Origin of the sequence: Janthinobacterium sp. OK676 (genome assembly GCF_900103595.1) — a bacterium.
GTDB lineage: Bacteria > Pseudomonadota > Gammaproteobacteria > Burkholderiales > Burkholderiaceae_D > Janthinobacterium.
Map to the genome: position 1 here is coordinate 579,249 of NZ_FNHA01000001.1, position 23,022 is coordinate 602,270.

The following is a 23,022-nucleotide window of genomic DNA, read 5'->3' on the forward strand; positions in this document are numbered from 1 at the left end:
ATGCAAAACATCCCATTTTCCCGCCGCCGCTTCCTCGGTTCCATGCTGAGCCTGGCCGGCACCACGGCCGCCCCCTTCGCCATGAATCTGGCCGCCATGGGCAATGCCGCCGCGCAATCGGCCGGCGACTACAAGGCCATGGTCTGCCTGTTCATGGCAGGCGGCAACGACGCCTTCAACACGGTGCTGGCCACCGATCCCACGTCATGGAATGAATACACGCGCCTGCGCAACACGGGCGGCGCCGATTCCATCCATCTGCCCGGCGTGGGCGAGGCAGGCGGCGTCTTGCCCGTCGTGCCCGCCACCGCGCAAGCGGATCGGGCCTTCGCCCTGCATCCCCAGCTGGCGCCCCTGAAAGACCTGTTCGACAATGGCCGCGCCGCCATCGTGGCCAATGTGGGCACCCTGATCCAGCCCGCCACCCTGGCGCAATACAAGGCGGGCAGCGTCGCCTTGCCGGCGAAGCTGTTTTCGCACAACGACCAGCAATCGACGTGGCAATCAGGTTCGCCGGAAGGCGCCAGCGTGGGCTGGGGCGGGCGCGTGGCCGACGTGGCCGGCTCGCTCAATACGAATGCCATGTTCACGGCCATCTCGGCGGCCGGCAACACCGTCTTCCTCAGCGGGCGCCAGGTGCGCCAGTTCCAGGTGGGCCAGGCAGGCGCCGTGCCCATCCGTGGCCTGAGTGGCAGCCTGTATGGCGGCACGGCCGGCGCGGGCGCGCTGCAAGCCATCATCAACGATGCGGGCAGCGACTTGATCGAACAGGAACACGTGGCCATCGTGCAGCGCGCCATTTCCAGCCAGAGCATCCTCAGTGGCGCCATGCTGCCGGCAGGTGCGGGCGGCGTGCCCAATCCCCCGCCCTACGTCAATCCGAACACGGGCGTGTCCGGCGTCAATCCGCTGGCCGTGCAATTGCAGACGGTGGCCCGCATCATCGCCGGGCGCGGCGCCCTGGGCGCGAAACGGCAAGTGTTTTATGTCACCCTGGGCAGCTTCGACACGCACGACCGGCAAAAAGTGCTGCATGCCGACCTGATGGCCCGCCTGGCCCATGCGCTCGCCTACTTCGACACGACCCTGGCGGCCCTGCAGGGCGCCGACCTGCGCTCCCAGGTGACGACATTTACAGCGTCTGACTTCGGCCGTACCTTCAGCAGCAACGGCGACGGCACGGATCATGGCTGGGGCGCCCACCACTTTGTCGTGGGCGGCGCCGTGAAAGGGCGCGACATCTACGGCGCCTTCCCCGTCACGGGCGTCGGCCATGCGCTGGACGTCGGGTCCGGCGCCCTGCTGCCGACCACGTCCGTCGACCAGTACGGCGCCACCCTGGCCAAGTGGTTCGGCGTGGCCGACAGCCAGCTGGCCGAGGTGTTCCCGAACATCGGCAACTTCAGCCGGCGCGATCTTGGTTTCATGACGACAAGTTAGCCGTTCACGGCGACGACCAGGGAGGCGACGTAGCCGTCCGTGGCATTGCCCGTCACCGTGGCCATCTGCAGGCCGGTACCATCGCTGAAGACATTGTCGGTGGCATGGCTGATCTGCGCCAGGTTGCGCACGCTGGCCGTGTAGCCGCTGGCCGTGTAGGCCTCGTTCAGCGTCGCCAGCGGAAACGTGAACTGCGACGTCTTGATGCGGTTTGTGGCAGAGGCCGCCTTGGCCAGGCTGGGATAGACCTCGAAGTGCCCGTGCGGCATGCGTCCCGCGTAGCAGCCGGGAAAGATGGTCGTGAAGGCGAGCTTGCCGGCGGCGTCCGTTTCCTGCACGCCGCGCAAGTAATTTTGCGCCGTCAGGCCGCCCGAATACAGTGAATACAAGCCATCGCGGTCGCAATGCCACAGATACACGGCGTAGCCGGCCAGGCTGGCGCAGCCGCCGCTGGCGTTGAGCAACTGCAATTGGATGGTGAGTGGCACGCCCGCCGCCACACCGGTGGCGCCATTGAAACTGGCGCGGATATCGCCGCGCACGACGCCCGACTGCTTCAGCACGTTGACGATGCTGCCGCCGTTCGTGTTCGTGCCATCGGCCGGATACGGCCCGCCCGTTTCCTCGGGTATCACCATGCAGGCGCCCGTGGCCGGTAGCGTGACGGCGCCGCTGCTGGCCGCCGTGGCGCCGGCGTCCGAACCGCCGCCGCAGCCGATCAAAGGCAAGGTGGCGGCGCCGGCCAGCAGCCAGCGCAGCACTTGCCGCCGCTCGGCCGCCTGCCGCCGCATCATTTCGAGGTCGGATGCCAGAGCGTGATCATGTAATTCCATACATACTCCATCAAGTGGGGCAAGCCCGCCAGGGCGGGGTTCAGGCTGGCGCACAGGTACAACACCTGCGTGGCCCGTCGCGAGAGCGCGTGGATGCGCATGCTGGCTCTCCCTGTGCTCGCGCCTGCCGTCTATTCGGCGCGCTGCAGGTGGCGCGGGCTCTGGCGGGCGTCATCGCGCTGCTGCGCCTGCTGGCGCTGTTCCGGCGTCAGCACGGCCAGCAATTGCTGCTCGAGGCGCGCATGCAGCAAGCTGATCTTCGCCATGGCTTGCGCGGCCGTGTTCGCCAGCGCACTGGCTTTCGCATCGTCATAGGCGCTGGAGGCGGCCAGCGCGCGCAACTGCTCGTGGGCCTTGAAGGCGATCTTTTCCTGTTCCCGCAGCTCGGGCGCCTGGGCGTAGGTGGCGGCGAAAACCTTGTCTTGCTGCGTGTCGTTCAACTCGATGCCGTGCAGAAACGGCGGCAAGCCGGGCGGCGGCCCTTGCTGGGCCAATGCCAGCAAGGGCATGCTGCAGGCGGACAACAGCAACAGGGAGACAGTGATGCTCAGGTATTTCATCGGTTTTCCTTTCGTGGCGATCAGCCCTGATTGTCGGCGTCTGGCGTGTAAAGCAACGTCAGGGGCGCGTAAAAGCGTGTAAAGGAAGGGCAGAAAATGTAAGCGGACGTGTGTAAAAGCGGGTAAAACCGCCGTGAGCAACCTCTGTTGGCTGCTATCATCGGACGATATTCACCCGAAAAAAGCACAGGCATGAGCAAGGTTTTGTTAATCGATGACGACGTGGAACTGGTCGGCATGTTCCAGGAATACTTGACGCAGGAAGGTTTTGATGTCCGCGCCGTGCACGACGGCGAAAGCGGCGCGGCCGAAGCGCTGACGGGCCTGTACGCGATCGCCGTCCTCGATGTCATGATGCCGCGCATGAATGGCCTGGAAACCTTGCGCCGCATCCGCGCCGGCAGCAACCTGCCCATCTTGATGCTGACGGCGCGCGGCGACGATACGGACCGCATCGTGGGCCTGGAACTGGGCGCCGACGATTACGTGACGAAACCGTGCACGCCGCGCGAACTGACGGCACGCATCCGCGCCATCCTGCGCCGCGCGCAAGCGGCGCCGCACGATGCGTCGGGCCTGGCGCCGCTGACCGTGGGACAACTGACGATGTGGCCCGAACAGCGCCGCGTTTCCTGGGCCGGCGCGCACCTGGAACTGACGAGCACGGAATTCAACCTGCTGGAAGTGCTGGTGCGCCAGGCGGGCAAGCCCGTGAGCAAGAATCAATTGTCGGAACTGGGCCTGGGACGGCCCATGGCCCGTTTCGACCGCAATATCGACGTGCACTTGAGCAGCCTGCGCCGCAAGCTCGGCAGCCTGGCCGACGGCCGCTCCTGCCTGCAAACCGTGTACCGCCTCGGCTACCAGCTGATCAAGGAGTAAGCGTGGGCCGTCTGTTCTGGAAGTTTTTTCTGTGCATCATGTTGGCGCAAGTGACGGCCACCATCGGCATCGGCGGCACCTTCTGGCTGAAGAACCGGGCGGCCCAGCAGGAACGGGCCCTCGACATCGACACCAGTCCGCCAGCGCAGATGATCATCGAGGCTTCCAGCGCCACCCTGGAAGCGGGCGGCAGTCGGGCCTTGCGGCAATTCCTGGGCAAGCTCGAGCGCATGCGCGTGTTTGCCGTCGATGCCAAAGGACAAGAACTGATGGGCCGCGCCGTGCATCCCGCCATGCTGGCCAAGGCGCGCGCCATGCTGCGACAAACTCAGCCTCATCCCGTCGTGCGCGAAGTGGACGGCAGCGACGGCAAGCGCTACCTGCTGTTCCTGCCCTCGTCCGAACGCTTCCGCAATGCCGAGGCGGGCGCCGCGCGCGACACGCTCAACGCCGTCACCATGAGCGGCCCGCGCGCCATGGGCTCCGGCCCACGCCCCCACGAAGCGGGCGCCCCGGCGCCACGCGGCGAATTCGGCCGGGGCCCGCCCCCGCGCCTGGACACGCCCTACCGCACCTTCATTCCCCTTACCGCCGCCATCGCCGCCAGCCTGCTGTTCTCTTTCCTGCTGGCCTGGTATTTTGCGCGCCCCATCCGCGACTTGCGGCAAGCGTTCGAGGCCGCCTCGCATGGCGACCTGGCGCCGCGCTTTCATGCCAGCGGCAAGCGCGGCGACGAATTGACGGACCTGGGCCGCGATTTCGACCGCATGACGGGCCGCTTGCGCAGCCTCATGGATAGCCAGACGCGCTTGCTGCATGACGTCTCGCACGAACTGCGCTCGCCGCTGGCCCGCCTGCAGGCCGCCATCGGCCTGGCGCACCAGCAGCCGGAAAAGATAGCCGCCTCGATGCAGCGCATCGAACGCGAAAGCGAACGCATGGATAAACTGATCGGTGAACTGCTGACCCTGTCGCGGCTGGAAGCGGGGGCCGGGCAGGCGGGTGCCGGCTCTTTGCTCAGTGAAGACGTCAACATTGCCGACTTGCTGCACGATATCGTGGAAGACGCGCGCTACGAAGCGAACGCGCGCCGCGTGGCCATCGCCGTGGCGGGCGACGCGGCCATGGCCGACGCCAGCGTCACGGGCCAGCCGGAGCTGCTGGCGCGCGCCGTGGAAAACGTCGTGCGCAATGCCCTCAAGCACAGCCCGGACGGCGGCACGGTCGAAGTGAATCTGTCGCGTCCGCCCGATGGCAAGCAGGAATGGCTGCGCATCGCCGTACTGGACCGGGGACCCGGTGTGGCCAGCGCCGACCTGGCCCGCATCTTTGAACCGTTCTTCCGCGCCAGCAATACCCAGCACAGCACGGATGGCCACGGCCTGGGCCTGGCCATCGCCCGGCACGTCATCGGCGCCCATGGCGGCCGCATCGGGGCCAGCTTGCGCAGCGGCGGCGGCTTGTGCGTGGAGATGTTGTTACCTGTTAAAACGCCAGGCTGACCTGTGGGCGAGCCTGGCGTTGTGGCGGACGAAGGCGCTGTCAGGCCTGCGTATCGATGATGCTGCCCAGGGTCGGCGAGCTTGACCTGGCGGGACTGGCCGCCGTCTCGGCGCTGCTGGACGTTTGAGCGTCTTGCTGCGCCGCCTTCTGCGCGGCTGCCGCCTGCAACTGGGCGATCTGCGCCTGCAAGGCCTGGATTTGCTGCGCCAGCTGCTGCTGCAGCTTTTGCGACGCCTCCGTCTGCTCGCCCTTCTGCGCTTGCGTCAACTGCTTTTGCGCCGCCGTGATCTGCTTTTGCAGCGCCGCGATCTGCGCACCGCTGCCCGCACTGGCGCTACCAGCCGCGCCGACTGCGCCGCCTGAACCACCTGAACCGATTGCCGCTACCATGATGCCTCCTCAGTGTTTCAATACCAAGGTTAACGGCAGGCATGGAAGCGCATGTAGTGCGACGGGTGTAAAGGCAGGTAAAGGCAGGTAAAGACAGGTAAAGAAGGCGGTCAGCCCGCCCTGCACCGCAATCAGGTCTTCGGCAACGTCACACCAACCTGGCCCTGGTACTTGCCGCCGCGGTCCTTGTACGACGTTTCGCACACCTCATCGGACTCGAAGAACAGCACTTGCGCCACGCCTTCGTTGGCGTAAATTTTCGCCGGCAACGGTGTCGTGTTGGAAAACTCCAGGGTCACATAACCTTCCCATTCCGGTTCGAACGGGGTGACGTTGACGATGATGCCGCAACGGGCATAGGTGCTCTTGCCCAGGCAAATCGTCAACACGTTGCGGGGAATGCGGAAATACTCGACGGTACGGGCCAGCGCGAACGAGTTCGGCGGGATGATGCAATAGCCCTTGCCCGACACGTCGACGAAATTGTTCGCGTCAAAATCCTTGGGGTCGACGATGGTGGTGTTGATGTTGGTGAACAGCTTGAACTCGTCGGCGCAGCGGATGTCATAGCCATAGCTGGACGTGCCGTAAGACACGATGCGGTTGCCGTCGCGTTCCTTGACCTGGCCCGGTTCAAACGGCTCGATCATGCCCGTCGTTTCCGCCATGCGGCGTATCCATTTATCGCTTTTAATCGTCATCGCAGGGGTATCTTTCTAGAATATCGGAATGGCTGGGGCGACACGCCTGGTGCAGGCGCGGCCCGGATGGCAGGATTTTACGCGAAAATCCCCCGCCGTTGGCCCCCATCGCCTGAAAATCCTTGGCGATATTTTATTGTTTCGCCAGCAATGCCGTGATCATCTCGCGCACCACTTGCGCCGTCAGCTCGGGGCTTTCCATGGGAAACAGATGGCCACCCGGCACCTGGCGGAAAAACTTGCCGACCAGTTTGCGTGTGGCCGTCAAGCCCGCCTGCCGGCATTCCACCGATTCGGTGCCGCCGATAAAGCCGATGGGAACGGGAAAACCATCCTTGACGAGGCCGCCGATATGGTGCGGCAGGCTGCGGTAGACATCCGTCTCCACTTCGCGCGTAAAGCGCAGCTGCACTCCTTCCGGATGGGGCGCCAGGCCGCTGTCTATGTAGTCGCGCAACACTTGCGGCGCCCAGATGGCGAACATGTCCTTGGCGGCGAAGTGTTCGTACGCGGCTTGCGCGTCCGGCCACAGCTTGCGCCGCCGGGCGGAAAAACGCGAGGGAGAAAAGCGCTCGCCCAGCGCCGTATTGCGCGCCAGCCGCACCAGCAAGGCGCGCCAGCCGGCCACCACGGGCGAATCGAGCAAGACCACGCAGCGCACGAGGTCGGGCCGCTGTTTGGCCACCATCACGCTGAGCATGCCGCCGAGCGAATGACCGACGAGGATGACGGGGCCGCTGTAGCGGCGCTCGAGGTCGTCGATATACTCGCGCACCAGCTCGGCCCAGCCCGTGCTGACGGGATACGCGGGGTCGTGCGCATGCATGTCGAGCGCCTGCACGGCGTAGTGCCGGCCCAGCAAGCCGAACAGCTTGCGGTAGGTGCCGGCAGGATAACTGTTGGCGTGGGCAAAGTGCAGTTGCGGGAGAGTCATCGTGGGACAGGGCCGGTGAATGCGATAGGCAATTGTAATGGCATGCCGGCAAGACGTATCAGAGGAAGGCCTCTAATTTCTCAGGTGCCAGCGGGCGCGGCGGCGCCATGGCGGGCACGAAGGAAGCCAATACTTCGCCCAGCTCGGCCATGGATTCCACCACGCAAAAGGCGTCGTCAAATGCATGGTGGCGGTTCATATGATTGCGCACGACAATGCACTCGAGCCCGGCCGCATTGGCGGCGCGCAAGCCGCGCGGCGAGTCTTCCACGGCCACGCAGTCGTTGGCGGCCAGGCCCAGGCGCTGCAAGCCCAGCTGGTAGCCGTCGGGCGCCGGCTTGCTTTCGTCATACATTTCACGTGTCAGCACGAAGTCGAAGTGGTTCAACAAGCCCGTGGCCGCATGGCTGATCCGGAAGTGCTCTTCGTAGGCGCTCGTGACCACGCCCATCGCCACGTGCGGGCGCAGCGACGCCAGTACGTTCTTGACGCCAGGCATGACCAGCCCACGCGCCTGGCGCAGGCGTCGGGAAAACAGCACGGTGCGCTCGGCCCGCAGGCGCTCGACCAGCTCGATCTCGTGGCCCTGTCCCAGCAGCAAGTGCCAGGCGCCGTAGTTATTGTCCAGGAACCAGTCAAAGAATTGCTTCGGCGTCAGGTCTATGCCATAGGGCAAGAGCAAGTCGCGGTTGCTTTCGTAAAACAGCTGTTCGGTATCGACCAGCACGCCATCGTTGTCCCACAGCACGCCCTGGATGGTTTTCATGGCTTGTTATCGTCCAAAAAACTTACTTGAAGAATATGTCGTAGGACAACTTCACGATCAGCAGCGCCAGCAACACGAGGAAGAGAATGCGCACGAAGGCGGCGCCGCGGCGCACGGCGATCCAGGTGCCCGTCAGCGCGCCCAGGATGTTGCATACGGCCATCGGTGCGGCCACGGCATAGACCACGTGGCCGGCGGGAATGAAGAAGGCCAGCGCGGCCACGTTGGTGGCGATATTCACCAGTTTCGAGCAGGCCGACGCAAGGATGAAATCGAAGCCGAAGACGCGGATGAACAGGAAAATCAAAAAACTGCCCGTGCCCGGCCCGAACAGGCCGTCATAAAAACCGATGGCGCCACCGATGACGATGGCGAGGATGCGTTCGCGCGGACCGATGGGGCGCGCCTCGCGCGTCGCGCCGAAATCCTTCTTGATGAAGGTGTAGATGGCCATGATGATGATCAGCACCAGCACCATGGGGCGCACCACCTGTTGCGGCACGTAGGACACGGCGGCCGCGCCGATGAAGGACATGACGAAGGCGCTGGCCACGGCCGGCAGCACCAGCAGCCACGGAATGTGTACCTTGCCGACGAACGAGCGGGCGGCAAACGTGGTGCCGCAGGCCGAGGCGAATTTATTCGTGCCCAGCAAGGAGGTCGAGGCCATGTTCGGCATCAGGTTGAACAGGGCCGGCAGCTGTATCAGCCCGCCCCCGCCCACGGCGGCATCGATGAGGCCGGCAAAGAAGGCAAATAAACACAGCAGCGAGATGGTCAGCATGATAGGCAACAAGGAATGATCGACAGCGGCAGTATAGGCGCCGTGGATTTTTCCGGATGCAACTTCAAATTGCGGAAAACGCAATCAGGCGTAACGCTTGACGGAATGCGCCCCATGCGGTCTACTGGCTTCTTTTGCCGGGAGTCACGATGTCGATGAAACTGATGTGGGAGATCCGCGCCTTCTGCACCGTGGTGGAAAAGCGCAGCTTCATCCACGCGGCGCGCATGCTGGGACGCTCGCCATCGGCCGTCACGCGCGCCATCCAGTTCCTCGAGGAAGCCATCGGCGCCGAACTGATCCTGCGCACGCAAAAGCAGTTCACCCTGACGACGGCCGGAGAAACGTATTACGCGTCGGCCAAGCACTTGCTGGAAACGCAGGCCGAGGCGGAAGACCAGCTGGCTGAACTGAGCAACTCGCCACAAGGCTGGGTACGCCTGTCGGCGCCGGAAATCCTGTCGCTGGGTTTTCTGCCGAAAGTGGTGGCGCAATTTTCGCGCGACTATCCGAACGTGTCGGTGGACATCCATTTCTCGGACAAATCGATCGACCCGATCCAGGAAAAGCTCGACTTCGCCATCCGCGGCGCGTTTCCCCAGTCGAGCGAGCTGATCGGCTATCCCCTGTGGAATTACCGCCGCTACATGTACGCCTCGCCCGACTATATCGCCCGCATGGGCGCGCCCGAAGAGCCCGAAGAGCTGGCCGGCCACGACGTCATCATGCACTCGGCCCCGCGCATCCTGCGCGACTGGCATTTCGTCTCCGGCGAACGCAACGTGCGCTACCAGGTGCAGCCCCGCTTCCGTTTTACTTCCGGCATCGCCACTTTTCAGGCGGCCCTGGAAGGCGCCGGCATCGTGCGCCTGGCCAGCTGGCTGGCCGAACCCGCCGTGGCCGCCGGCACCCTGCGCCGCGTCTGCACGGCATACCGACTGACGTCGTCGAAGGAGCTGGACCCCAGCATCCATGCCGTCTACGGCACGTCGCGCATGGCCAAGGGGGCGCGGCTGTTTCTCGAGTATGTACGGCAGCGGGGATTGGAGATACCCGATGAACGGGCAATTTAGTCTCTATTTGACGATGATGGCGTCGCTATAGACGGCAAACTGCGCGCCCTCGAAGACAAAAGCAGCCACTTCGCGCATGCCCAGCCGCTCATGCGCGCGCAGCGAGCCGAGATTGTCGCGCCGGATGAAGAGCACCGCCTCCGCACCGCCATGCCGCTCGCGCATGGCAGCGTACAGCAGCGCCAGCAAGCCCTGCCCCCGTTCCGAGTCCGCAATGCAAACAGGGCCGTACACATAGGCGCTGTCACTTCCCGCATACGCGGCCAGCATGGCCAGGACCACGGGCGCCTGCGCGGCGGCCTTGGCAGCACTGAACAGCACGCCAACGACGGGCCCGTCTTCCAGACGCCGCGCCACGATGACAGGCGAGGCGCCATCGGCCATGGCCGCCACCTTATCGTGCGAAAACTCGCCCGTCAGGCTGCCGCCCCGCGTGGGGGAATTGGCCTGCAGCAAGGCCGTGATGGAATCGAGGTCGGCGGCTTGAGCCGTGTTGATAAAATAGGGTGTGCTGGAAGAGTGCACGCCGGACTCCTGTGACGATGGATGTTCAAGCGTAACATGAATGCGCTAGCGCCCATGCCAATACCGCGGATGCATGGCGCGATACTGCGTCACATCAATATTGTCCCCAAACTCCAGCACCACCGCCCCCGTCACATCCGTGCGCAGCCGGGCAATCCCCATGTCGCCATAGCGCGCATACACCTGCGGCTTCGGGTGTTTGTAACGATTCCTGTGCCCGACCTGGAAAATCGCCAGGCCCGGATGGACGGCATTCAAAAACGCCGGTGTCGACGAGGTGCCGCTGCCGTGGTGGGGCGCCAGCAACACGTCGGCCGCCAGGTCGCCGTCCGTCGAACGCGCCAGCAACTGCGCCTCCTGCGCCGCTTCGATGTCGCCGGCCAGCAAGATCGCATGCCTGCCCGCCGTGATTTTCACGGTGCAGCTGCGGGCGTTCGGCGTCAAGCTGATGTCCGTATGGCTGGCCGGCAGTGGATGCAGCATGGCGAAGTGCACGCCTTCCCAGGTCCAGCTCTGGCCGGCCATGCAGTGCAGATAAGGCCGGTGCGATTCCCGCTGGAACTCGACGGCCGGGTGGCCATCGAACAGCGACGACGCCAGCCAGCCCACTTGCACGTTTTCCAGCAGGGACACGGCGCCGCCCGCGTGATCGAGGTCGCTGTGGGAAATGATCACGCCGTCGAGTTTGGCGATGCCGCGTGCGCGCAAATACGGCACGATGACCCGGCTGGCGCCATCGGAATCGAGGCTGTAGGCGGGTCCCGTGTCGTACAGCAGGCGGTGATCGTGGGTTTCCACCAGCACGGCCATGCCTTGTCCCACGTCGAAGGCCGTCACCCACAGCTGGCCCGCTGGCGGGCTGGATGGCAAGGCCGTCAGCAGCGGCAGCCAGCCCAGCATGCCTGCCCAGCGGTGCGGCCATCCGCGTGGCGCCAGCAGCCATGCCGTGCCGAACAATGCCCAGCAAAAACTCCACATTGGTGGCGCGGGCGCCGTCCACACGGCAAAGCGGCGCGCGCCCAGCCAGTCGAGTACCTGCGCCAGCATCTGCACGATGGCGTGCGCCAACAGCAACAGTCCATCGGACAAAGGCGCAGGCAGCATGCTGCCCGCCAAGGACAAGGGCGTGACGACCAGGCTGATGACGGGAATGGCCAGCGCGTTGGCCACGGGACTGACCAAGGAGACTTGCGAGAACAGCAGCATCGTCAACGGCACCAGCCCTACCGTCACCACGTATTGCGTGCGCGCGCCCAGTGCCACGGCCGCGCGCAACCGCCGCCAGCGGCTGGCGCCCTCCGGCAACGGTGTCGCAGTGCGGCCCGCCGTCGCATACAGGATGGTGGCGACGGCGCCGAACGACAGCCAGAAACCGGGCCACAGCACGGCCCACGGGTCGAGCAGCACGACGACGCCCAGGGCCAGGCACAGGACATGCACGATGCTGGTGATGCGCCCCAGCCACAAGGCCAGCGCCACCACCAGCAACATATACAGGGTGCGTTGCGCGGGCACGCCGAAACCGGCCAGCAACACGTAAAGAAAGGCCGCCAACGCGCCCGCCAGCGCCGCCACCTTTTGCGCCGGCAGTCGCAAGGGCAGTTGCCAGTCGGTAAAGAATGAACGCCGCCACAATGCTCCGCCCCCAAGCGCAAAGAGTCCCGCGATCATGGTAATGTGCAAGCCGGAAATCGAAATCAGGTGACTGACGCCCGTGCGGTTGAACACTTGCCAGTCCGACTGGGGAATGGCGCGCTGGTCGCCCACCACCAGCGCCACGATCACGCCCGCGTACTGCTTGCCTTCCAGGCTGCGCAAGATGCGCGCACGCAAGGCCGCGCGGCTGGCCTCCACCACGTTGCCGAAGCCGGGCACGAAGGCGGCCAGGCGCATGTTGGGCGTATCGGCGCGTGGCTGCGGCCGCACATAGCCGGTGGCGCGCACGCCCTGCTCCAGCAGCCACGCCTCGTAATCGAAACCCATGGGATTCGCATTGCCGTGCGGACGCTGCAGCCGCACCGTCAGCCGCCAGCGCTCGCCCGGCTGCACGTTGCCCACCGCGTTCGTCACTGCATCGCGAAAACCCGCGTACCAGGACAGGGCGATCAAAGACGGCACCTTCGCCCCAACCGCCTTTTCCACGGCAAAGTTGAAGCGCACGCCCTGCTCGAAGCGGTAGGGCAGGCTGGCAATGGCTCCCGTCACGGTGATGTCCTGGCCTTCGTCTTTCAATGCCAGCTCGGATGAGAGGGCCGAGTGCGCCAGGAACGCGGCCCAAAGGTAGCCAAACACCAGCCCGAACAGGCATCGCATCGCCATGCGCAAGCCTACATGCCAGCCGCGCGTAACATAACCGAGCATCATAAGCAAAAGGCTGGCCAGTAGCAGCGCCGCACCGGCATGCGCCGGCAGTGCCGCCTGCATCTGCAGCCAGAAAGCGCCAGCGGAAAAGCCGAGTAGGAAGGTGCGCATGACAGGCCGAAGCGGCGCGACTCAAGCTCACCAATATAAACGGCGCTACATGAATGCGCGCGAACATGCGGGCGACAGGTTTGATACGGCGCAGGGAAAAGCGGAATAGCTTAGTCAATATCACGCTTCTACCATCGCTGCCATGGCACGCTATCTGCGCGGCAAATCGACCGGCGGCTGGTAGAAAGACATAAGCCAGCACGCAAGGTTCACCATAGCGCCATCGTCAAACCTTTTTTCTTGTTAATCAATGAAAATATTGAAGAAGTGCAGATTCCGTATTCAACGGCTCACATGCGCCATCAACATAAAGAACCGTCAATCCCAAGGAATTGCAACCCGATCATTGCCCTTGCTGACTTCCAGTTGTATTTTTCTTTAACCCTGCTGGCGTCTGAACAAGCGGCATCGCGCATGCACGGCAAGTCAGCGTCATATGCCGATCACATCACCTGAAGCACCACCAATTTCTTTGGATGATTCACCGTGGATACAACATCGGCTAGCATGCCAGGCAATTCATTCAGGATAGAAAAGGCGGTGGAAAAATCCTCCGGGGCTTGTGCCTCCATGTCGCTGGAATCGCGCCAAACAATCACGATGCCATTCTCGTTCAATCCATCCAGACCCGACCATACGGAATCGTCAAGCGCATCCCAGCTTGCATTACTTTGTAATGGCGGATCGAGAGGAAGCGTATCGCGTACGCCATCAAAGAAAGCATCCCTGGACGACATTTTCCTGGGAAGATGAAAAACACGCATGCCCTGCGCTTGCGCATCGAGAATGACCTTCTCGGCAGTTGCCGCATCGATAGCAAAAAAACCTTGGCGACTCAACATTATTACTTTCCCAGTCTCCCTATCACAAGCGACGCCAGCCAGGCTGAAGCACCGCAGTCTATTTCTCAACGTTTCCATGCTAGCATGCCTGTCCACGCCCTGGGGCGTCCGCCCTTCCCATATCGAACCCTACATGAACGCGATTTCAACCGCCGAGATGTATCTGCAGGACTTCCATCAACGCCAGGTCGGTGTGACGCCCGCCGCGTTTGCGCACCTGCCTGCACATGCGGCATCAGCTACCTACGCCTCGTCCTACGAAGTGTTGACCAGCCTGCTACCGGTCGTGGACACGCCCTTGACCGTACTCGACCTGGCCTGCGGCGACGGTCATCTGCTGGGTTTGCTGGCAGCCAGGCGGCAACCCCGGCTGCAACTGCTCGGCATCGACATGAGCCAGGCTGAACTGGCTGCCGCGCGCGCCGCCCTGCCCCCATCCGTGCATCTGCTGCAAGGCCGCGGCCAGGCGCTCGACCTGCCATCGGCCAGCGTCGATTATCTCGTCTCGCACATGGCGCTGATGCTGATGGACGACATCGAGCAAGTCGTGCGCGAAATGCGCCGCGTGCTGCGCCCCGGCGGCCAGTTCGCGGCCATCGTCGGCCGCACTTTCCTGCTGGGCGAAGTGAACGATGTTTTCACGCGCGTGTTCAAGCCCATCGCCAGCACCGAACTGCCGCCGCTGCGCTTCGGCGACCGCCGCACGGGGTCCGAAGCGGGCTGGCGCGAGCTGCTCGATGACAGTTTCGCAGATGTTGAATTCGACCACATCGACGTGCCCTGGTCGCCCACGCCGGGCGAACTGTGGACCGCCCTGCTGGACACCTACGATATCGACCGCCTGGACGACGGCGCCAGACAGCGCCTGCGCAGCGCGCTCCTGGATGCCGTGGCATATCTGCAAGGCAGCGACGGCAAGATAGCCACGGGCTGGGGCTTGCGCCTGGTGCACGCGCGTGCCGCCTGAACATGCAAGCGCCAGGCCTGGCCACCACAGCCCACCGCCCACCGCCATCGACGGTATAATCGGCCTCGCTTACTTCAACACCCAGGCACGACATGACTTCCTCCGCACTTCCTCCCGATACTTCCACCGATATTTCCGACAGCAGCGAAGACAATAACGACGCTACCCTCGTCGCGGAACTGGGGGAGCTGGCCGAGCATATCCGCCTCGTCAAGATGGAAGGTCGCGTCTTCGTGCGCTTTTCCGGCGTCGTCAAGGCGGGCCGCCTGGTGGTGCCGTATGCGCTCGTGCCAAGCCAAGGCGTCCTGGCGCGGCCGGCCAAGTGGCGCAAGATGGACCGCGAGGCCAAGCTGGCCCTCGTGCGGGAACGGGCCAGCGCGGCCGTCTTCGAGGAGCTGCGCCAGCACGTGGTCGATTTCGTCGCCGACATCGCGGGCCTGAGCGAGGACGTGGACACGGACCCGATGGTCTTCCTGCACACCCTGGCCGACATGCAGACGTCGGAGCCGGCCGGCATGGTGTTCGACCGCATCCGCCAGCGCTTCCATCACGCCATCGAGCGCCAGCAGGAAGAACAGCACGCGGCGCGCACGCGCCAGAGCATCAACCTGGCCGAATATCCGGCCTCGTTCGAGATGGCGCGCCGCCTACCGCGCCGCTTCATTGCCTTGCTGGGCCCGACGAACTCCGGCAAGACGCACCGCGCCATGGAAGCGCTGGTCAAGGCAAAGAGCGGCATTTATCTCGCGCCCTTGCGCCTGCTGGCTCTGGAAAACTACGAGCGCCTGCAGGAGGCCGCGCCGCACGGCAAACCGCTGGCCGTGAGCCTGGTCACGGGCGAGGAACGTCGGGTCGTCGACGGCGCCACGCACGTGGCCAGCACGGTGGAAATGCTGGACACGAAAACCGTCGTGGAAGTGGCCGTCATCGATGAAATCCAGATGCTGGCCGACCCGGACCGGGGCGCCGCGTGGACGGCGGCAGTCTGCGGCGCGCCTGCCCACACCGTGTATCTGGTGGGAGCGCCCGAAGCGCGGCGCGCCATCGAGGCGCTGGCCGAACGTCTGGAATGCCCGCTGGAAGTGCATATACTGAAACGCATGGCGCCCCTGTCGATGGAGCCGAGCGCCGTGCGCAAGGTGCGTAACCTGCGCCGCGGCGACGCCGTCATCGCCTTTTCGCGCCGCGAAGTGCTGATGTGGCGCGACATGATCACGGAAACGGGGCTGTCGGTGGCCACCGTCTACGGCAACCTGTCGCCCGAAGTACGGCGCGCGCAGGCGCAGCGCTTCCGCGACGGCACGGCCGATATCGTCGTCGGCACGGATGCGCTGGCGATGGGCCTGAACATGCCGATCGCGCGCATCGTCATGACCACCTGCGTCAAATACAATGGCCGCGAAGAGGAAGAGATTTCGGCCGCGCTGGCGCGCCAGATCGCCGGGCGCGCGGGCCGCTACGGCGTGCATGAAGAAGGCCTCGTGGCCGGCTACGACAACGAAACGCATGAAGTGATGCGCGCCCTTCTCAAGGAAAAGCTGCACCCGCTGAACACGAGCGGCTTTGCCGTGGCGCCCTCGCTCGAACATCTGCACCGTATTTCGTCGGTGACGGGCGAACTGTCGCTGTCCAAGCTGCTGCGCCGCTTCATCCACAATATCGACGTGCCGGACGGCTTCTTCTTCCCCCGCATCACGGAAGACCAGAAGGAACGCGCCGCCTGGCTCGACACCCTGCCCCTGTCCGTGGCCGACAAGTTCACCCTGTCGCTGGTGCCGATATCGAGCAAGGTGCCGTCCTTGCAAACGGCGTGGGAACACTGGGCGAAGAATCTGTCGCAGGGAAAAACGAGCACCTTGCGCCAGCATGCGTACGGCGGCGGCACGCAGAATTTGCAGCAGGTGGAAGACACTTGCCGCTACTACTCGGCGTATGCGTGGCTCAGCTACCGCCTGCCCGAATTCTTCCCCGATATCGCCGTGGCGCAAAACCTGTCGCGCGATGCGTCGGAGCGGGTCGATTCCATCCTGCGCGCGCACAATGCGGCGTCGCGGGGACGCTCGAAGAAATTCAAGCAAGCGTAAAAGCAAGCATCAACCGAGTGGCCAGAACCAGACCTCGCCGCAATCCCAGTAGCATTCGCTGCCGCACACCTTCACGCCGATGGAGGGCAGCAGGATGTCGATATGTCCGCCCGCCCCGCCCAGGTAGCCGGGAATGCGGAAGAAGGCGACGAGGCCCTGGCGCTGGCCTATGCCTTCGATGGCCGCATCGGCGGCGAATTTTTCGGGCGCGCCGAACATCGACGGGCTGGCCAGCATGTGCGACAACTTGGCCTGTCCCGGTTCGATCAGCGCCCCCTTGAACGGTCCCTTGCGGATGGCCATGCGGCCCTTGACCTGGACGCCGGCCTTGATCAGCGCCAGGCTGACGCGGATGGCGCAGGTGTTGGCAAAGCTGTCCTTGCCGATCAAGTCTTCCCAGCCGATTTCACGAAACAGGGCCGCCTGGCCGACGGCCGCCACGCTCGCGTAATTGTCACGCAGATTGATGAATGCAGGTTTCACGTCAGCCTCCCGTTGCCCCTGGTGGACAGGGAACATCAGGCCGATTGTAGAACGATGCGACAGCCGCGCACTGAGCGAGGTCAAGCGTAACCCGACAACATCCGCAACGCCCACAATGTCGTCGGATTACGCGCGGCGTTGCCCCGCTAATCCGACCTACACGTGCGAAACCGGTGAAAATTATGGTTTGGCCACCGCGTAATGCAACTTGAGCACCAGTCCATTATGGTCGTCAGTCGGGTAGGTCGGATTAGCGCGTCCGAAGGATGCGCGTAATCCGACGACATTGTTGCCGATGTATCGGATTAGCGCTGGTTACGGTTTGCCCGGCGCCGCATAATGCAACTTGAGCACCAGACCATTATGGTCGTCGGCCATATAGATATCGCCATCCTGGCCCAGCTTCACGTCCACGGGCGCGCCCCTGCCCTGTTTGCCCTTGCGCTCCCAATTGCCGATCAACTCGACGGACTTGCCCAGCGGCGCACCGGCCTTGTCGGGCAGCAGGGCCACCAGGCGGTGGCCGTTGCTGCGGTAGCCGTGGTAGCCGATGATCAGGCTATTCTTGTACAGTTCCGGGAAGCGGCTGGCCGTGTAAAACGTCATGCCCAGCGGCGCGGCATGGCCGGGCAGCAGGCGCTGGGGCGCCGCGTATTGGGCGGCGCAAGCCGTCTTCGGATATTCGGGACTGGCGACGTTATCGTCGTAGCAGTACGGCCAGCCGTAGTGCCGGTCGGCCTTGATCAGGTTCAATTCCTCGTGCGGCAGGTTTTCATCGCTTTTCAGTTGCGGCATGGCGGCCTGGATGGCGTCGCGCGCGTTCTCCGCCTGCCACAGCTCACCCGTGGTCGGATGGAAGGCCAGCGCCATCGAATTGCGCAAGCCGCGCGCATGCGTGCGCCAGCTCGTCACCGTGCCGGCCGGCCAGGCCATCGTGTATTCGCGGATGGCGCCCAGCGCTTCCGGACCTTCCGCCGAAGGGCAGGCCTTGGCAGGATCGGGCGCCTTGCCATCGTTCTCGCAATGGTCGGTGCTCGAGCCCACGTTCACGTACAGGTCGCCCTTGGGACTGAAGCGCATATTCGTCAGCAGGTGCAAGCCGAGGCCCGGCAGGCGCGGCGTCTTGGCCGTGCCGCCGATCACGTCGGTGAGGGTGCGCTTCGTGTCGCGCAAGTCGAAGCGGAAGATGCGCCCTACTTCGCCCACGTAGACCATGCCGTCCGGTCCCTGCACGATGCCGTTCGGACGATCGAGCTTGTCGAGCAGCAGCTTGCGCTCGTAGCCGGCGCCGGCCGCCTTCGGCTGCAACAGCCATAATTTGCCCTGCTTCGGCGCCCATCCCGTCATGTCCGTGACGAGGATGTCGCCATTCGTCAACGGCAGCACGCCACGGGGGAATTTCAGGCCGTCGGCCAGCACGGCCACGCAAAAGCCGGCCGGCGTGGTGACGTCGAGGCGCGGCATGCCGTCGCACTGGGCGCTTTGCGCCGCCATGGCGGGAGCGAACGCAGCGGACAGGCAGGCGGCCAGGATGATCTTGTTGTTCATTGCGGTCTCATTCCATCAAGGGTAGTCGGGGCAGTACGGCGCGCGCGTTGGCGCTGGTGGCAACGGCCACGTCGGCCAGTGCCAGGCCGCGCAGCTCGGCCAGCACGGCGCCGATGCGCGGCAATTCTTCGGGGCTGTTGCGGCCAGGGTGGACCCAGGCAGGGGAAATATCGGGTGCGTCCGTCTCCAGCACGATGGCGGCCAAAGGCAACTCCGTGGCCATGCGGCGTATCTGCAGGGCGCGCGTAAACGTCATGGCGCCGCCGAACCCGAGCTTGAACCCCAGGTCGATATAGCCCTGCGCCTGCTGGAAGCTGCCGTTGAACGCATGGGCGATGCCGCCGTTCGGGCGGATCTGGCGCGCGTGCTTGAGGACGATGTCCTGCGAGCGGCGCACGTGGGTCAGCACGGGCAGGTCGAAGTCGCGGGCGATTTTCAGCTGCTCGCGCAAAAAATGCTCCTGCTTGGCGCGCATGGCCGGCTCGCACAGCATGGGAATGAAGAAATCGAGGCCGATTTCGCCGATGGCGACAAAACGCGGGTCATTCATGGCCAGCGCCACGGCCTCGCGCAGGGCGATCAAATCGTCGTCCGTGGCATGCGGCACGTAGATCGGGTGGATGCCCAGCGCATAGCAGGCGTTGGGCGCCGCTGCCGCCAAGTCGCGCACGATGGCGAAATTGGCCCGTTCGACGGCGGGAATGACGATCATGCCCACGCCCTGCTGCCGCGCGCGCGCCACCACCTGCAGCGATTCATCGCCGAATTCATGCGCGTCGAGGTGGCAGTGCGTGTCGATCCACAGCATGGCGGTTCCTTAGTATTGGTACGGTTGCAGCCCTTCGTCCGTCAGGCGCAGCACGCGGTCGCAGCGCTTGGCCAGTTCGATGTCGTGCGTGACGATGACGAAGGCCGTGCCCAGGGTGCGCGACAGTTCCAGCATCAGGTCGAAAATCTGTTCGGCCGTGGCGTGATCGAGATTGCCCGTCGGTTCATCGGCCAGCACGCAGGCCGGCTGCGTGACAAGCGCGCGGGCGAGGGCCACGCGCTGGCGCTCGCCGCCCGACAATTCGCCAGGCGTGTGCGACACGCGCTTGGCCAGGTTCACGCGCGTGAGAATCTGCTGCGCCAGTTCGGTGGCGGGCGCGCGCTTCATGCGCCGTATCATCAAGGGCATGGCGACGTTGTCGAGCGCGGAAAACTCGGGCAGCAGGTGGTGGAACTGGTAGACGAAGCCCAGCGAGGCGTTGCGCAAGTCGCCGCGCGCCTTTTCGCTCAGATTGGCGAAGTCCTTGCCCAGCAGGGTGACCTTGCCGTTGGTAGGTGTATCGAGGCCGCCCAGCAGGTGCAGCAGGGTCGATTTGCCGGAACCGGAGGCGCCGACGATGGCAACGCGCTCGCCGCGGTGCACGTCAATGTCGATGCCGGCCAGCACCTGCACCTTGTAGCTGCCCTGCGTAAAAGTCTTGCCCAGGCCGCGGCAGGAAAGGACGGCGGAATCGGCGGAAGCGCCGTTGGAGGCAGGTTTGTTCAGATCGGTCATGGTAGTCGTCAGTGGTTTATTCATAGCGCAGGGCTTCCGCAGGTTTCACGCGGGCAGCCCACCAGCTCGGGTACAGGGTCGCCAAAAAGGCGAGGATCACGGCCAGCACGCCGATCTTGGTGACGTCGGGCCAGCGCAGGTCGGACGGCACGGTGCTGATGAAATAGATGTCCTTGGAAAGGAACTGCACGCCCAGCAAATGCTCGATGAAGGGCACGATGACGTCGATGTTCATGGCCACCAGCACACCGCCGCCGACGCCCAGGATCGTGCCCAGGATGCCCACCAGCGCGCCCTGGATCATGAAGATCTTCATGATGGAACGGGGCGAAGCGCCCAGGGTGCGCAAAATCGCGATATCGGCCTGCTTGTCCGTCACCGTCATCACCAGGGTCGAGACGAGGTTGAAGGCGGCCACCGCGATGATCAGGGTCAGGATGATGAACATCATGCGCTTTTCCGTCTGCACGGCGGCGAACCAGTTGGCGTTCAGCTTGGACCAGTCGCGCAGCCACAGGTCGCCCGGCATGGTTTTTTTCAGCTCCGCCGCCACTTGCGGCGCCTGGTTCATGTCGGCCAGGCGCAAACGCAGGCCCGATGGACCGTCGAGGCGCAGCAAACGCTGGCCGTCCTCGATATTGATGAAGGCCAGGCCCGCGTCGAATTCATTGTGGCCCGCCTGGAAGATGCCGCTGACGGTAAAGCTGCGCATGCGCGGCAGCACGCCGGCCGGCGTGACCTGGCCCTGCGCCAGCATCAGGGTGACTTTTTCGCCCAAGTTGACGCGCAAGGCGCGCGCCAGCTCGATGCCCAGCACGATATTGAAGGTGCCCGGCTGCAGCGCCTTGAAGCTGCCCATGCGCGTCTGGCCGGCCACGTCGGAGACGTTCGGCTCTTCCTCGGGCAGCACGCCGCGCACGATGGCGGGTCGCAGCGCATCGTCGCGCAGCAGCATGCCCTGCGTTTCGACGAACGGCGCCGCGCCCTTCACGGCCGGATTCTTGAACGCTTGCGCCGCTTCGGCGCGCCAGTCCGGCATGCTGCCGCTGTTGTCGAACACTTCCACGTGGGCCAGCACGGACAGCATGCGGTCCGTCACTTCCTTCTGGAAGCCGTTCATCACGGACAGCACGACGATCAGCGCCGCCACGCCCAGGCCGATGCCGGCCATGGAAATGAGCGAGATAAAGGAGATAAAACTGTTGCGGCCACTGCGCTTGCCGGCCCGCGTGTAGCGCAGGCCGACCAGCCATTCGAAGGGAAGATTTTTTAACATGCTCATTGATTCATTAATTCTTTTGTAAGCAACATATCATCGCGTTAGCCCTTAAAGCGAAGGGCTGGGGTCAGACCCGGCGGGTCTGACCCCGGTTTTACAAGCCAGCTATTCGTAGCGCAGCGCCTCGGCCGGCTTCACACGCGCGGCGCGCCAGCTCGGGTAGATGGTTGCCACCAGCGCCAGGCCGAAGGCGATCAGGCCGATCTGCGCCACGTCCAGCCAATGCACGTCCGACGGCACGGCGCTGATCTGGTAGATTTCCTTCGAGATGAAGTGCAGGCCGAAGATGCCTTCGATGAAAGGCACGATGACGCCCACGTTCAGCGCCAGCACGACGCCGCCGATCACGCCCAGGGCGCTCCCCAGCAAGCCCACCAGCGCACCCTGGATCATGAAAATCTTCATGATGGAGAACGGCGAGGCGCCCAGGGTGCGCAAAATCGCGATGTCGGCCTGCTTGTCGGTGACGGACATCACCAGGGTCGAGACGAGGTTGAACGCGGCCACGGCGATGATCATGCTGAGGATGATGAACATCATGTTCTTCTGGCTTTGCACCAGCGCATACCAGCTGGCGCTGGCGCGCGACCAGTCGCGCATCCACAGCTGGCCCGGCATCGACGCCTTCAGTTCGCGCGCCACCTGCGGCGCCTTGTTCATGTCGTGCAGGCGCAGACGCAGGCCGGACGGGCCGTCGAGCTGCAGCAGCTGCTGCGCGTCCTGCATGTTCACAAACGCCAGGCTGCCATCGAGTTCATTGTGGCCCGCCTCGAAGATGCCGGCGACCTTGAGCGCGCGCATGCGCGGCATGACGATGGCATTGGCCGCGTCGCCCGCCTTCGGCTCGCGTTCCAGCATCAGGGTGACGTTCTGCCCCACTTTCACGTCGAGCGCCTTGGCCAGGTCGATGCCCAGCACGATGTTGTACGAGCCGGGCGTCAGCGCGCTGAAACTGCCCTGTTTCATCTGGCTCGCCACGCTGGACACGGTGGCTTCCTGCTGCGACAGCACGCCGCGCACGACGGACGGGCGCATGGTCTCGTCATTGAGCAGCATGCCCTGGGTTTCCACGAACGGCGACACGGCCTTGACTTGCGGGTTGGCGTAGGCGGCACGCTCCTGCGCCTGCCAGTTCGGCATGGAGCCGCTGGTGTCGAACACCTCGACGTGTGCCAGCACCGACATGAGCCGGTCCGTGACTTCCTTCTGGAAGCCGTTCATGACGGACAGGACGACGATCAGGGCGGCCACGCCCAGGCCGATGCCGGCCACGGAAATGAGGGAGATGAAGGAAATGAAGCTGTTGCGGCCACTGCGTTTCCCGGCGCGCGTATAGCGCACGCCGACCTGCCACTCGAAGGGAAATTGTTTGATGATGCTCATGCGCTCCCGCGACAACGATGATATGCGAGC

24 protein-coding genes are annotated in these 23,022 nt (G+C 64.3%); 7 read left to right on the forward strand and 17 right to left on the reverse strand.

The features are described 5' to 3' along the window. Nucleotides 1–1,440, forward strand: a complete 1,440-nt coding sequence (locus tag BLU39_RS02695; protein ID WP_092709304.1) for a DUF1501 domain-containing protein — start codon at nt 1–3, stop codon at nt 1,438–1,440. Here the strand turns inward: BLU39_RS02695 and BLU39_RS02700 are convergent. Genes BLU39_RS02700 through BLU39_RS02705 form a run of 3 tightly spaced genes read right to left on the reverse strand, consistent with a single transcriptional unit; the run spans nt 1,437 to nt 2,833 of the window. After that, a complete protein-coding gene (locus BLU39_RS02700) occupies nt 1,437–2,273 on the reverse strand; it encodes a dioxygenase family protein (protein WP_092709308.1) in 837 nt (278 codons plus the stop codon). The two genes, BLU39_RS02695 and BLU39_RS02700, sit on opposite strands and share 4 nt — an antisense overlap. Next, nucleotides 2,231–2,374 (reverse strand): hypothetical protein, encoded by a 144-nt coding sequence (locus tag BLU39_RS28495; protein ID WP_175539186.1) that lies wholly within the window; start codon nt 2,372–2,374, stop codon nt 2,231–2,233. Before BLU39_RS28495 ends, BLU39_RS02700 begins: the two co-directional genes overlap by 43 nt. A 30-nt stretch (nt 2,375–2,404) precedes the next feature. After that, nucleotides 2,405–2,833 (reverse strand): Spy/CpxP family protein refolding chaperone, encoded by a 429-nt coding sequence (locus tag BLU39_RS02705; protein ID WP_092709311.1) that lies wholly within the window; start codon nt 2,831–2,833, stop codon nt 2,405–2,407. Between the two features lie 192 nt (nt 2,834–3,025). On the opposite strand from BLU39_RS02705, the gene BLU39_RS02710 reads away from it, so the two are divergent. Together BLU39_RS02710 and BLU39_RS02715 are read left to right on the forward strand one after the other, a co-directional pair. Beyond that, complete coding sequence (locus tag BLU39_RS02710) at nt 3,026–3,715, forward strand: response regulator transcription factor (protein WP_092709314.1); 690 nt, start codon at nt 3,026–3,028, stop codon at nt 3,713–3,715. A 2-nt stretch (nt 3,716–3,717) separates the two neighbouring features. Beyond that, nucleotides 3,718–5,217: a sensor histidine kinase gene (locus BLU39_RS02715; RefSeq protein ID WP_092709317.1), complete on the forward strand. Its 1,500-nt coding sequence runs from the start codon at nt 3,718–3,720 to the stop codon at nt 5,215–5,217. A 40-nt stretch (nt 5,218–5,257) separates the two neighbouring features. Here BLU39_RS02715 and BLU39_RS02720 read toward each other — a convergent pair whose 3' ends face one another. From BLU39_RS02720 to BLU39_RS02740, 5 genes are all read right to left on the reverse strand, one after another. Further along, nucleotides 5,258–5,608, reverse strand: a complete 351-nt coding sequence (locus BLU39_RS02720) for a FlxA-like family protein (protein WP_092709320.1) — start codon at nt 5,606–5,608, stop codon at nt 5,258–5,260. A 131-nt stretch (nt 5,609–5,739) separates the two neighbouring features. After that, nucleotides 5,740–6,309, reverse strand: a complete 570-nt coding sequence (gene dcd / locus BLU39_RS02725) for a dCTP deaminase (protein ID WP_034755486.1) — start codon at nt 6,307–6,309, stop codon at nt 5,740–5,742. A 133-nt stretch (nt 6,310–6,442) separates the two neighbouring features. Then, entirely contained in the window at nt 6,443–7,243 is an 801-nt protein-coding gene (locus BLU39_RS02730) for an alpha/beta fold hydrolase (RefSeq protein WP_092709323.1), read from the reverse strand. Nucleotides 7,244–7,301: 58 nt separating this feature from the next. Continuing rightward, nucleotides 7,302–8,009: an HAD family hydrolase gene (locus BLU39_RS02735; RefSeq protein ID WP_092709326.1), complete on the reverse strand. Its 708-nt coding sequence runs from the start codon at nt 8,007–8,009 to the stop codon at nt 7,302–7,304. Nucleotides 8,010–8,031: 22 nt separating this feature from the next. Further along, the gene (locus BLU39_RS02740) at nt 8,032–8,793 is read right to left on the reverse strand and encodes a sulfite exporter TauE/SafE family protein (protein WP_092709330.1); all 762 of its coding nucleotides are present in this window, start codon (nt 8,791–8,793) and stop codon (nt 8,032–8,034) included. Between the two features lie 149 nt (nt 8,794–8,942). On the opposite strand from BLU39_RS02740, the gene BLU39_RS02745 reads away from it, so the two are divergent. Next, nucleotides 8,943–9,866: a LysR family transcriptional regulator gene (locus tag BLU39_RS02745; protein ID WP_092709334.1), complete on the forward strand. Its 924-nt coding sequence runs from the start codon at nt 8,943–8,945 to the stop codon at nt 9,864–9,866. 3 nt (nt 9,867–9,869) lie between these two features. On the opposite strand, the gene BLU39_RS02750 is transcribed toward BLU39_RS02745, so the two are convergent. Further along, nucleotides 9,870–10,391: a GNAT family N-acetyltransferase gene (locus BLU39_RS02750; protein ID WP_092709338.1), complete on the reverse strand. Its 522-nt coding sequence runs from the start codon at nt 10,389–10,391 to the stop codon at nt 9,870–9,872. A gap of 45 nt (nt 10,392–10,436) precedes the next feature. Continuing rightward, complete coding sequence (locus BLU39_RS02755) at nt 10,437–12,863, reverse strand: DNA internalization-related competence protein ComEC/Rec2 (protein ID WP_092709341.1); 2,427 nt, start codon at nt 12,861–12,863, stop codon at nt 10,437–10,439. A 240-nt stretch (nt 12,864–13,103) separates the two neighbouring features. Here BLU39_RS02755 and BLU39_RS28080 point away from each other — a divergent pair, with 240 nt between their 5' ends. After that, a complete protein-coding gene (locus tag BLU39_RS28080) occupies nt 13,104–13,319 on the forward strand; it encodes a hypothetical protein (RefSeq protein WP_139178133.1) in 216 nt (71 codons plus the stop codon). Here BLU39_RS28080 and BLU39_RS02760 read toward each other — a convergent pair. Then, a complete protein-coding gene (locus tag BLU39_RS02760) occupies nt 13,307–13,705 on the reverse strand; it encodes a barstar family protein (protein WP_157808761.1) in 399 nt (132 codons plus the stop codon). The genes BLU39_RS28080 and BLU39_RS02760 overlap by 13 nt on opposite strands. Before the next feature lie 133 nt (nt 13,706–13,838). Between BLU39_RS02760 and BLU39_RS02765 the strand changes: the two genes are divergently transcribed. Next, complete coding sequence (locus BLU39_RS02765) at nt 13,839–14,672, forward strand: class I SAM-dependent methyltransferase (RefSeq protein ID WP_092709900.1); 834 nt, start codon at nt 13,839–13,841, stop codon at nt 14,670–14,672. Nucleotides 14,673–14,764: 92 nt separating this feature from the next. After that, a complete protein-coding gene (locus tag BLU39_RS02770) occupies nt 14,765–16,756 on the forward strand; it encodes a helicase-related protein (RefSeq protein ID WP_092709347.1) in 1,992 nt (663 codons plus the stop codon). A 9-nt stretch (nt 16,757–16,765) separates the two neighbouring features. On the opposite strand, the gene BLU39_RS02775 is transcribed toward BLU39_RS02770, so the two are convergent. The 6 genes from BLU39_RS02775 to BLU39_RS02800 all read right to left on the reverse strand — a co-directional run bounded on the left by BLU39_RS02775 (nt 16,766) and on the right by BLU39_RS02800 (nt 22,992). Then, a complete protein-coding gene (locus BLU39_RS02775; RefSeq protein ID WP_157808762.1) occupies nt 16,766–17,239 on the reverse strand; it encodes a T6SS effector amidase Tae4 family protein in 474 nt (157 codons plus the stop codon). A gap of 315 nt (nt 17,240–17,554) precedes the next feature. After that, entirely contained in the window at nt 17,555–18,787 is a 1,233-nt protein-coding gene (locus tag BLU39_RS02780) for a PQQ-dependent sugar dehydrogenase (protein ID WP_092709353.1), read from the reverse strand. Between the two features lie 7 nt (nt 18,788–18,794). Beyond that, complete coding sequence (locus tag BLU39_RS02785; protein ID WP_092709903.1) at nt 18,795–19,592, reverse strand: TatD family hydrolase; 798 nt, start codon at nt 19,590–19,592, stop codon at nt 18,795–18,797. Nucleotides 19,593–19,604: 12 nt separating this feature from the next. Then, nucleotides 19,605–20,330: a lipoprotein-releasing ABC transporter ATP-binding protein LolD gene (gene lolD / locus BLU39_RS02790; RefSeq protein WP_092709356.1), complete on the reverse strand. Its 726-nt coding sequence runs from the start codon at nt 20,328–20,330 to the stop codon at nt 19,605–19,607. Between the two features lie 16 nt (nt 20,331–20,346). Next, nucleotides 20,347–21,612: a lipoprotein-releasing ABC transporter permease subunit gene (locus tag BLU39_RS02795; protein ID WP_046682975.1), complete on the reverse strand. Its 1,266-nt coding sequence runs from the start codon at nt 21,610–21,612 to the stop codon at nt 20,347–20,349. 102 nt (nt 21,613–21,714) lie between these two features. Then, nucleotides 21,715–22,992: a lipoprotein-releasing ABC transporter permease subunit gene (locus tag BLU39_RS02800; protein WP_092709359.1), complete on the reverse strand. Its 1,278-nt coding sequence runs from the start codon at nt 22,990–22,992 to the stop codon at nt 21,715–21,717. Nucleotides 22,993–23,022: the final 30 nt, after the last annotated feature.

Excerpts from the sequence above, each read along its gene's own strand:
- BLU39_RS02755 (WP_092709341.1), bottom strand. The coding sequence starts at position 12,863 with ATGCGCACCTTCCTACTCGGCTTTTCCGCTGGCGCTTTCTGGCTGCAG.
- BLU39_RS02770 (WP_092709347.1), top strand. The coding sequence starts at position 14,765 with ATGACTTCCTCCGCACTTCCTCCCGATACTTCCACCGATATTTCCGAC.
- BLU39_RS02745 (WP_092709334.1), top strand. The coding sequence starts at position 8,943 with ATGTCGATGAAACTGATGTGGGAGATCCGCGCCTTCTGCACCGTGGTG.
- BLU39_RS02765 (WP_092709900.1), top strand. The coding sequence starts at position 13,839 with ATGAACGCGATTTCAACCGCCGAGATGTATCTGCAGGACTTCCATCAA.
- BLU39_RS02740 (WP_092709330.1), bottom strand. The coding sequence starts at position 8,793 with ATGCTGACCATCTCGCTGCTGTGTTTATTTGCCTTCTTTGCCGGCCTC.
- BLU39_RS02710 (WP_092709314.1), top strand. The coding sequence starts at position 3,026 with ATGAGCAAGGTTTTGTTAATCGATGACGACGTGGAACTGGTCGGCATG.
- BLU39_RS02695 (WP_092709304.1), top strand. The coding sequence starts at position 1 with ATGCAAAACATCCCATTTTCCCGCCGCCGCTTCCTCGGTTCCATGCTG.
- BLU39_RS02700 (WP_092709308.1), bottom strand. The coding sequence starts at position 2,273 with ATGGAATTACATGATCACGCTCTGGCATCCGACCTCGAAATGATGCGG.
- BLU39_RS02730 (WP_092709323.1), bottom strand. The coding sequence starts at position 7,243 with ATGACTCTCCCGCAACTGCACTTTGCCCACGCCAACAGTTATCCTGCC.
- BLU39_RS02800 (WP_092709359.1), bottom strand. The coding sequence starts at position 22,992 with ATGAGCATCATCAAACAATTTCCCTTCGAGTGGCAGGTCGGCGTGCGC.
- BLU39_RS02795 (WP_046682975.1), bottom strand. The coding sequence starts at position 21,612 with ATGAGCATGTTAAAAAATCTTCCCTTCGAATGGCTGGTCGGCCTGCGC.
- BLU39_RS02760 (WP_157808761.1), bottom strand. The coding sequence starts at position 13,705 with ATGTTGAGTCGCCAAGGTTTTTTTGCTATCGATGCGGCAACTGCCGAG.
- dcd (WP_034755486.1), bottom strand. The coding sequence starts at position 6,309 with ATGACGATTAAAAGCGATAAATGGATACGCCGCATGGCGGAAACGACG.
- BLU39_RS02720 (WP_092709320.1), bottom strand. The coding sequence starts at position 5,608 with ATGGTAGCGGCAATCGGTTCAGGTGGTTCAGGCGGCGCAGTCGGCGCG.
- BLU39_RS02705 (WP_092709311.1), bottom strand. The coding sequence starts at position 2,833 with ATGAAATACCTGAGCATCACTGTCTCCCTGTTGCTGTTGTCCGCCTGC.
- BLU39_RS02780 (WP_092709353.1), bottom strand. The coding sequence starts at position 18,787 with ATGAACAACAAGATCATCCTGGCCGCCTGCCTGTCCGCTGCGTTCGCT.
- lolD (WP_092709356.1), bottom strand. The coding sequence starts at position 20,330 with ATGACCGATCTGAACAAACCTGCCTCCAACGGCGCTTCCGCCGATTCC.
- BLU39_RS02735 (WP_092709326.1), bottom strand. The coding sequence starts at position 8,009 with ATGAAAACCATCCAGGGCGTGCTGTGGGACAACGATGGCGTGCTGGTC.
- BLU39_RS28495 (WP_175539186.1), bottom strand. The coding sequence starts at position 2,374 with ATGCGCATCCACGCGCTCTCGCGACGGGCCACGCAGGTGTTGTACCTG.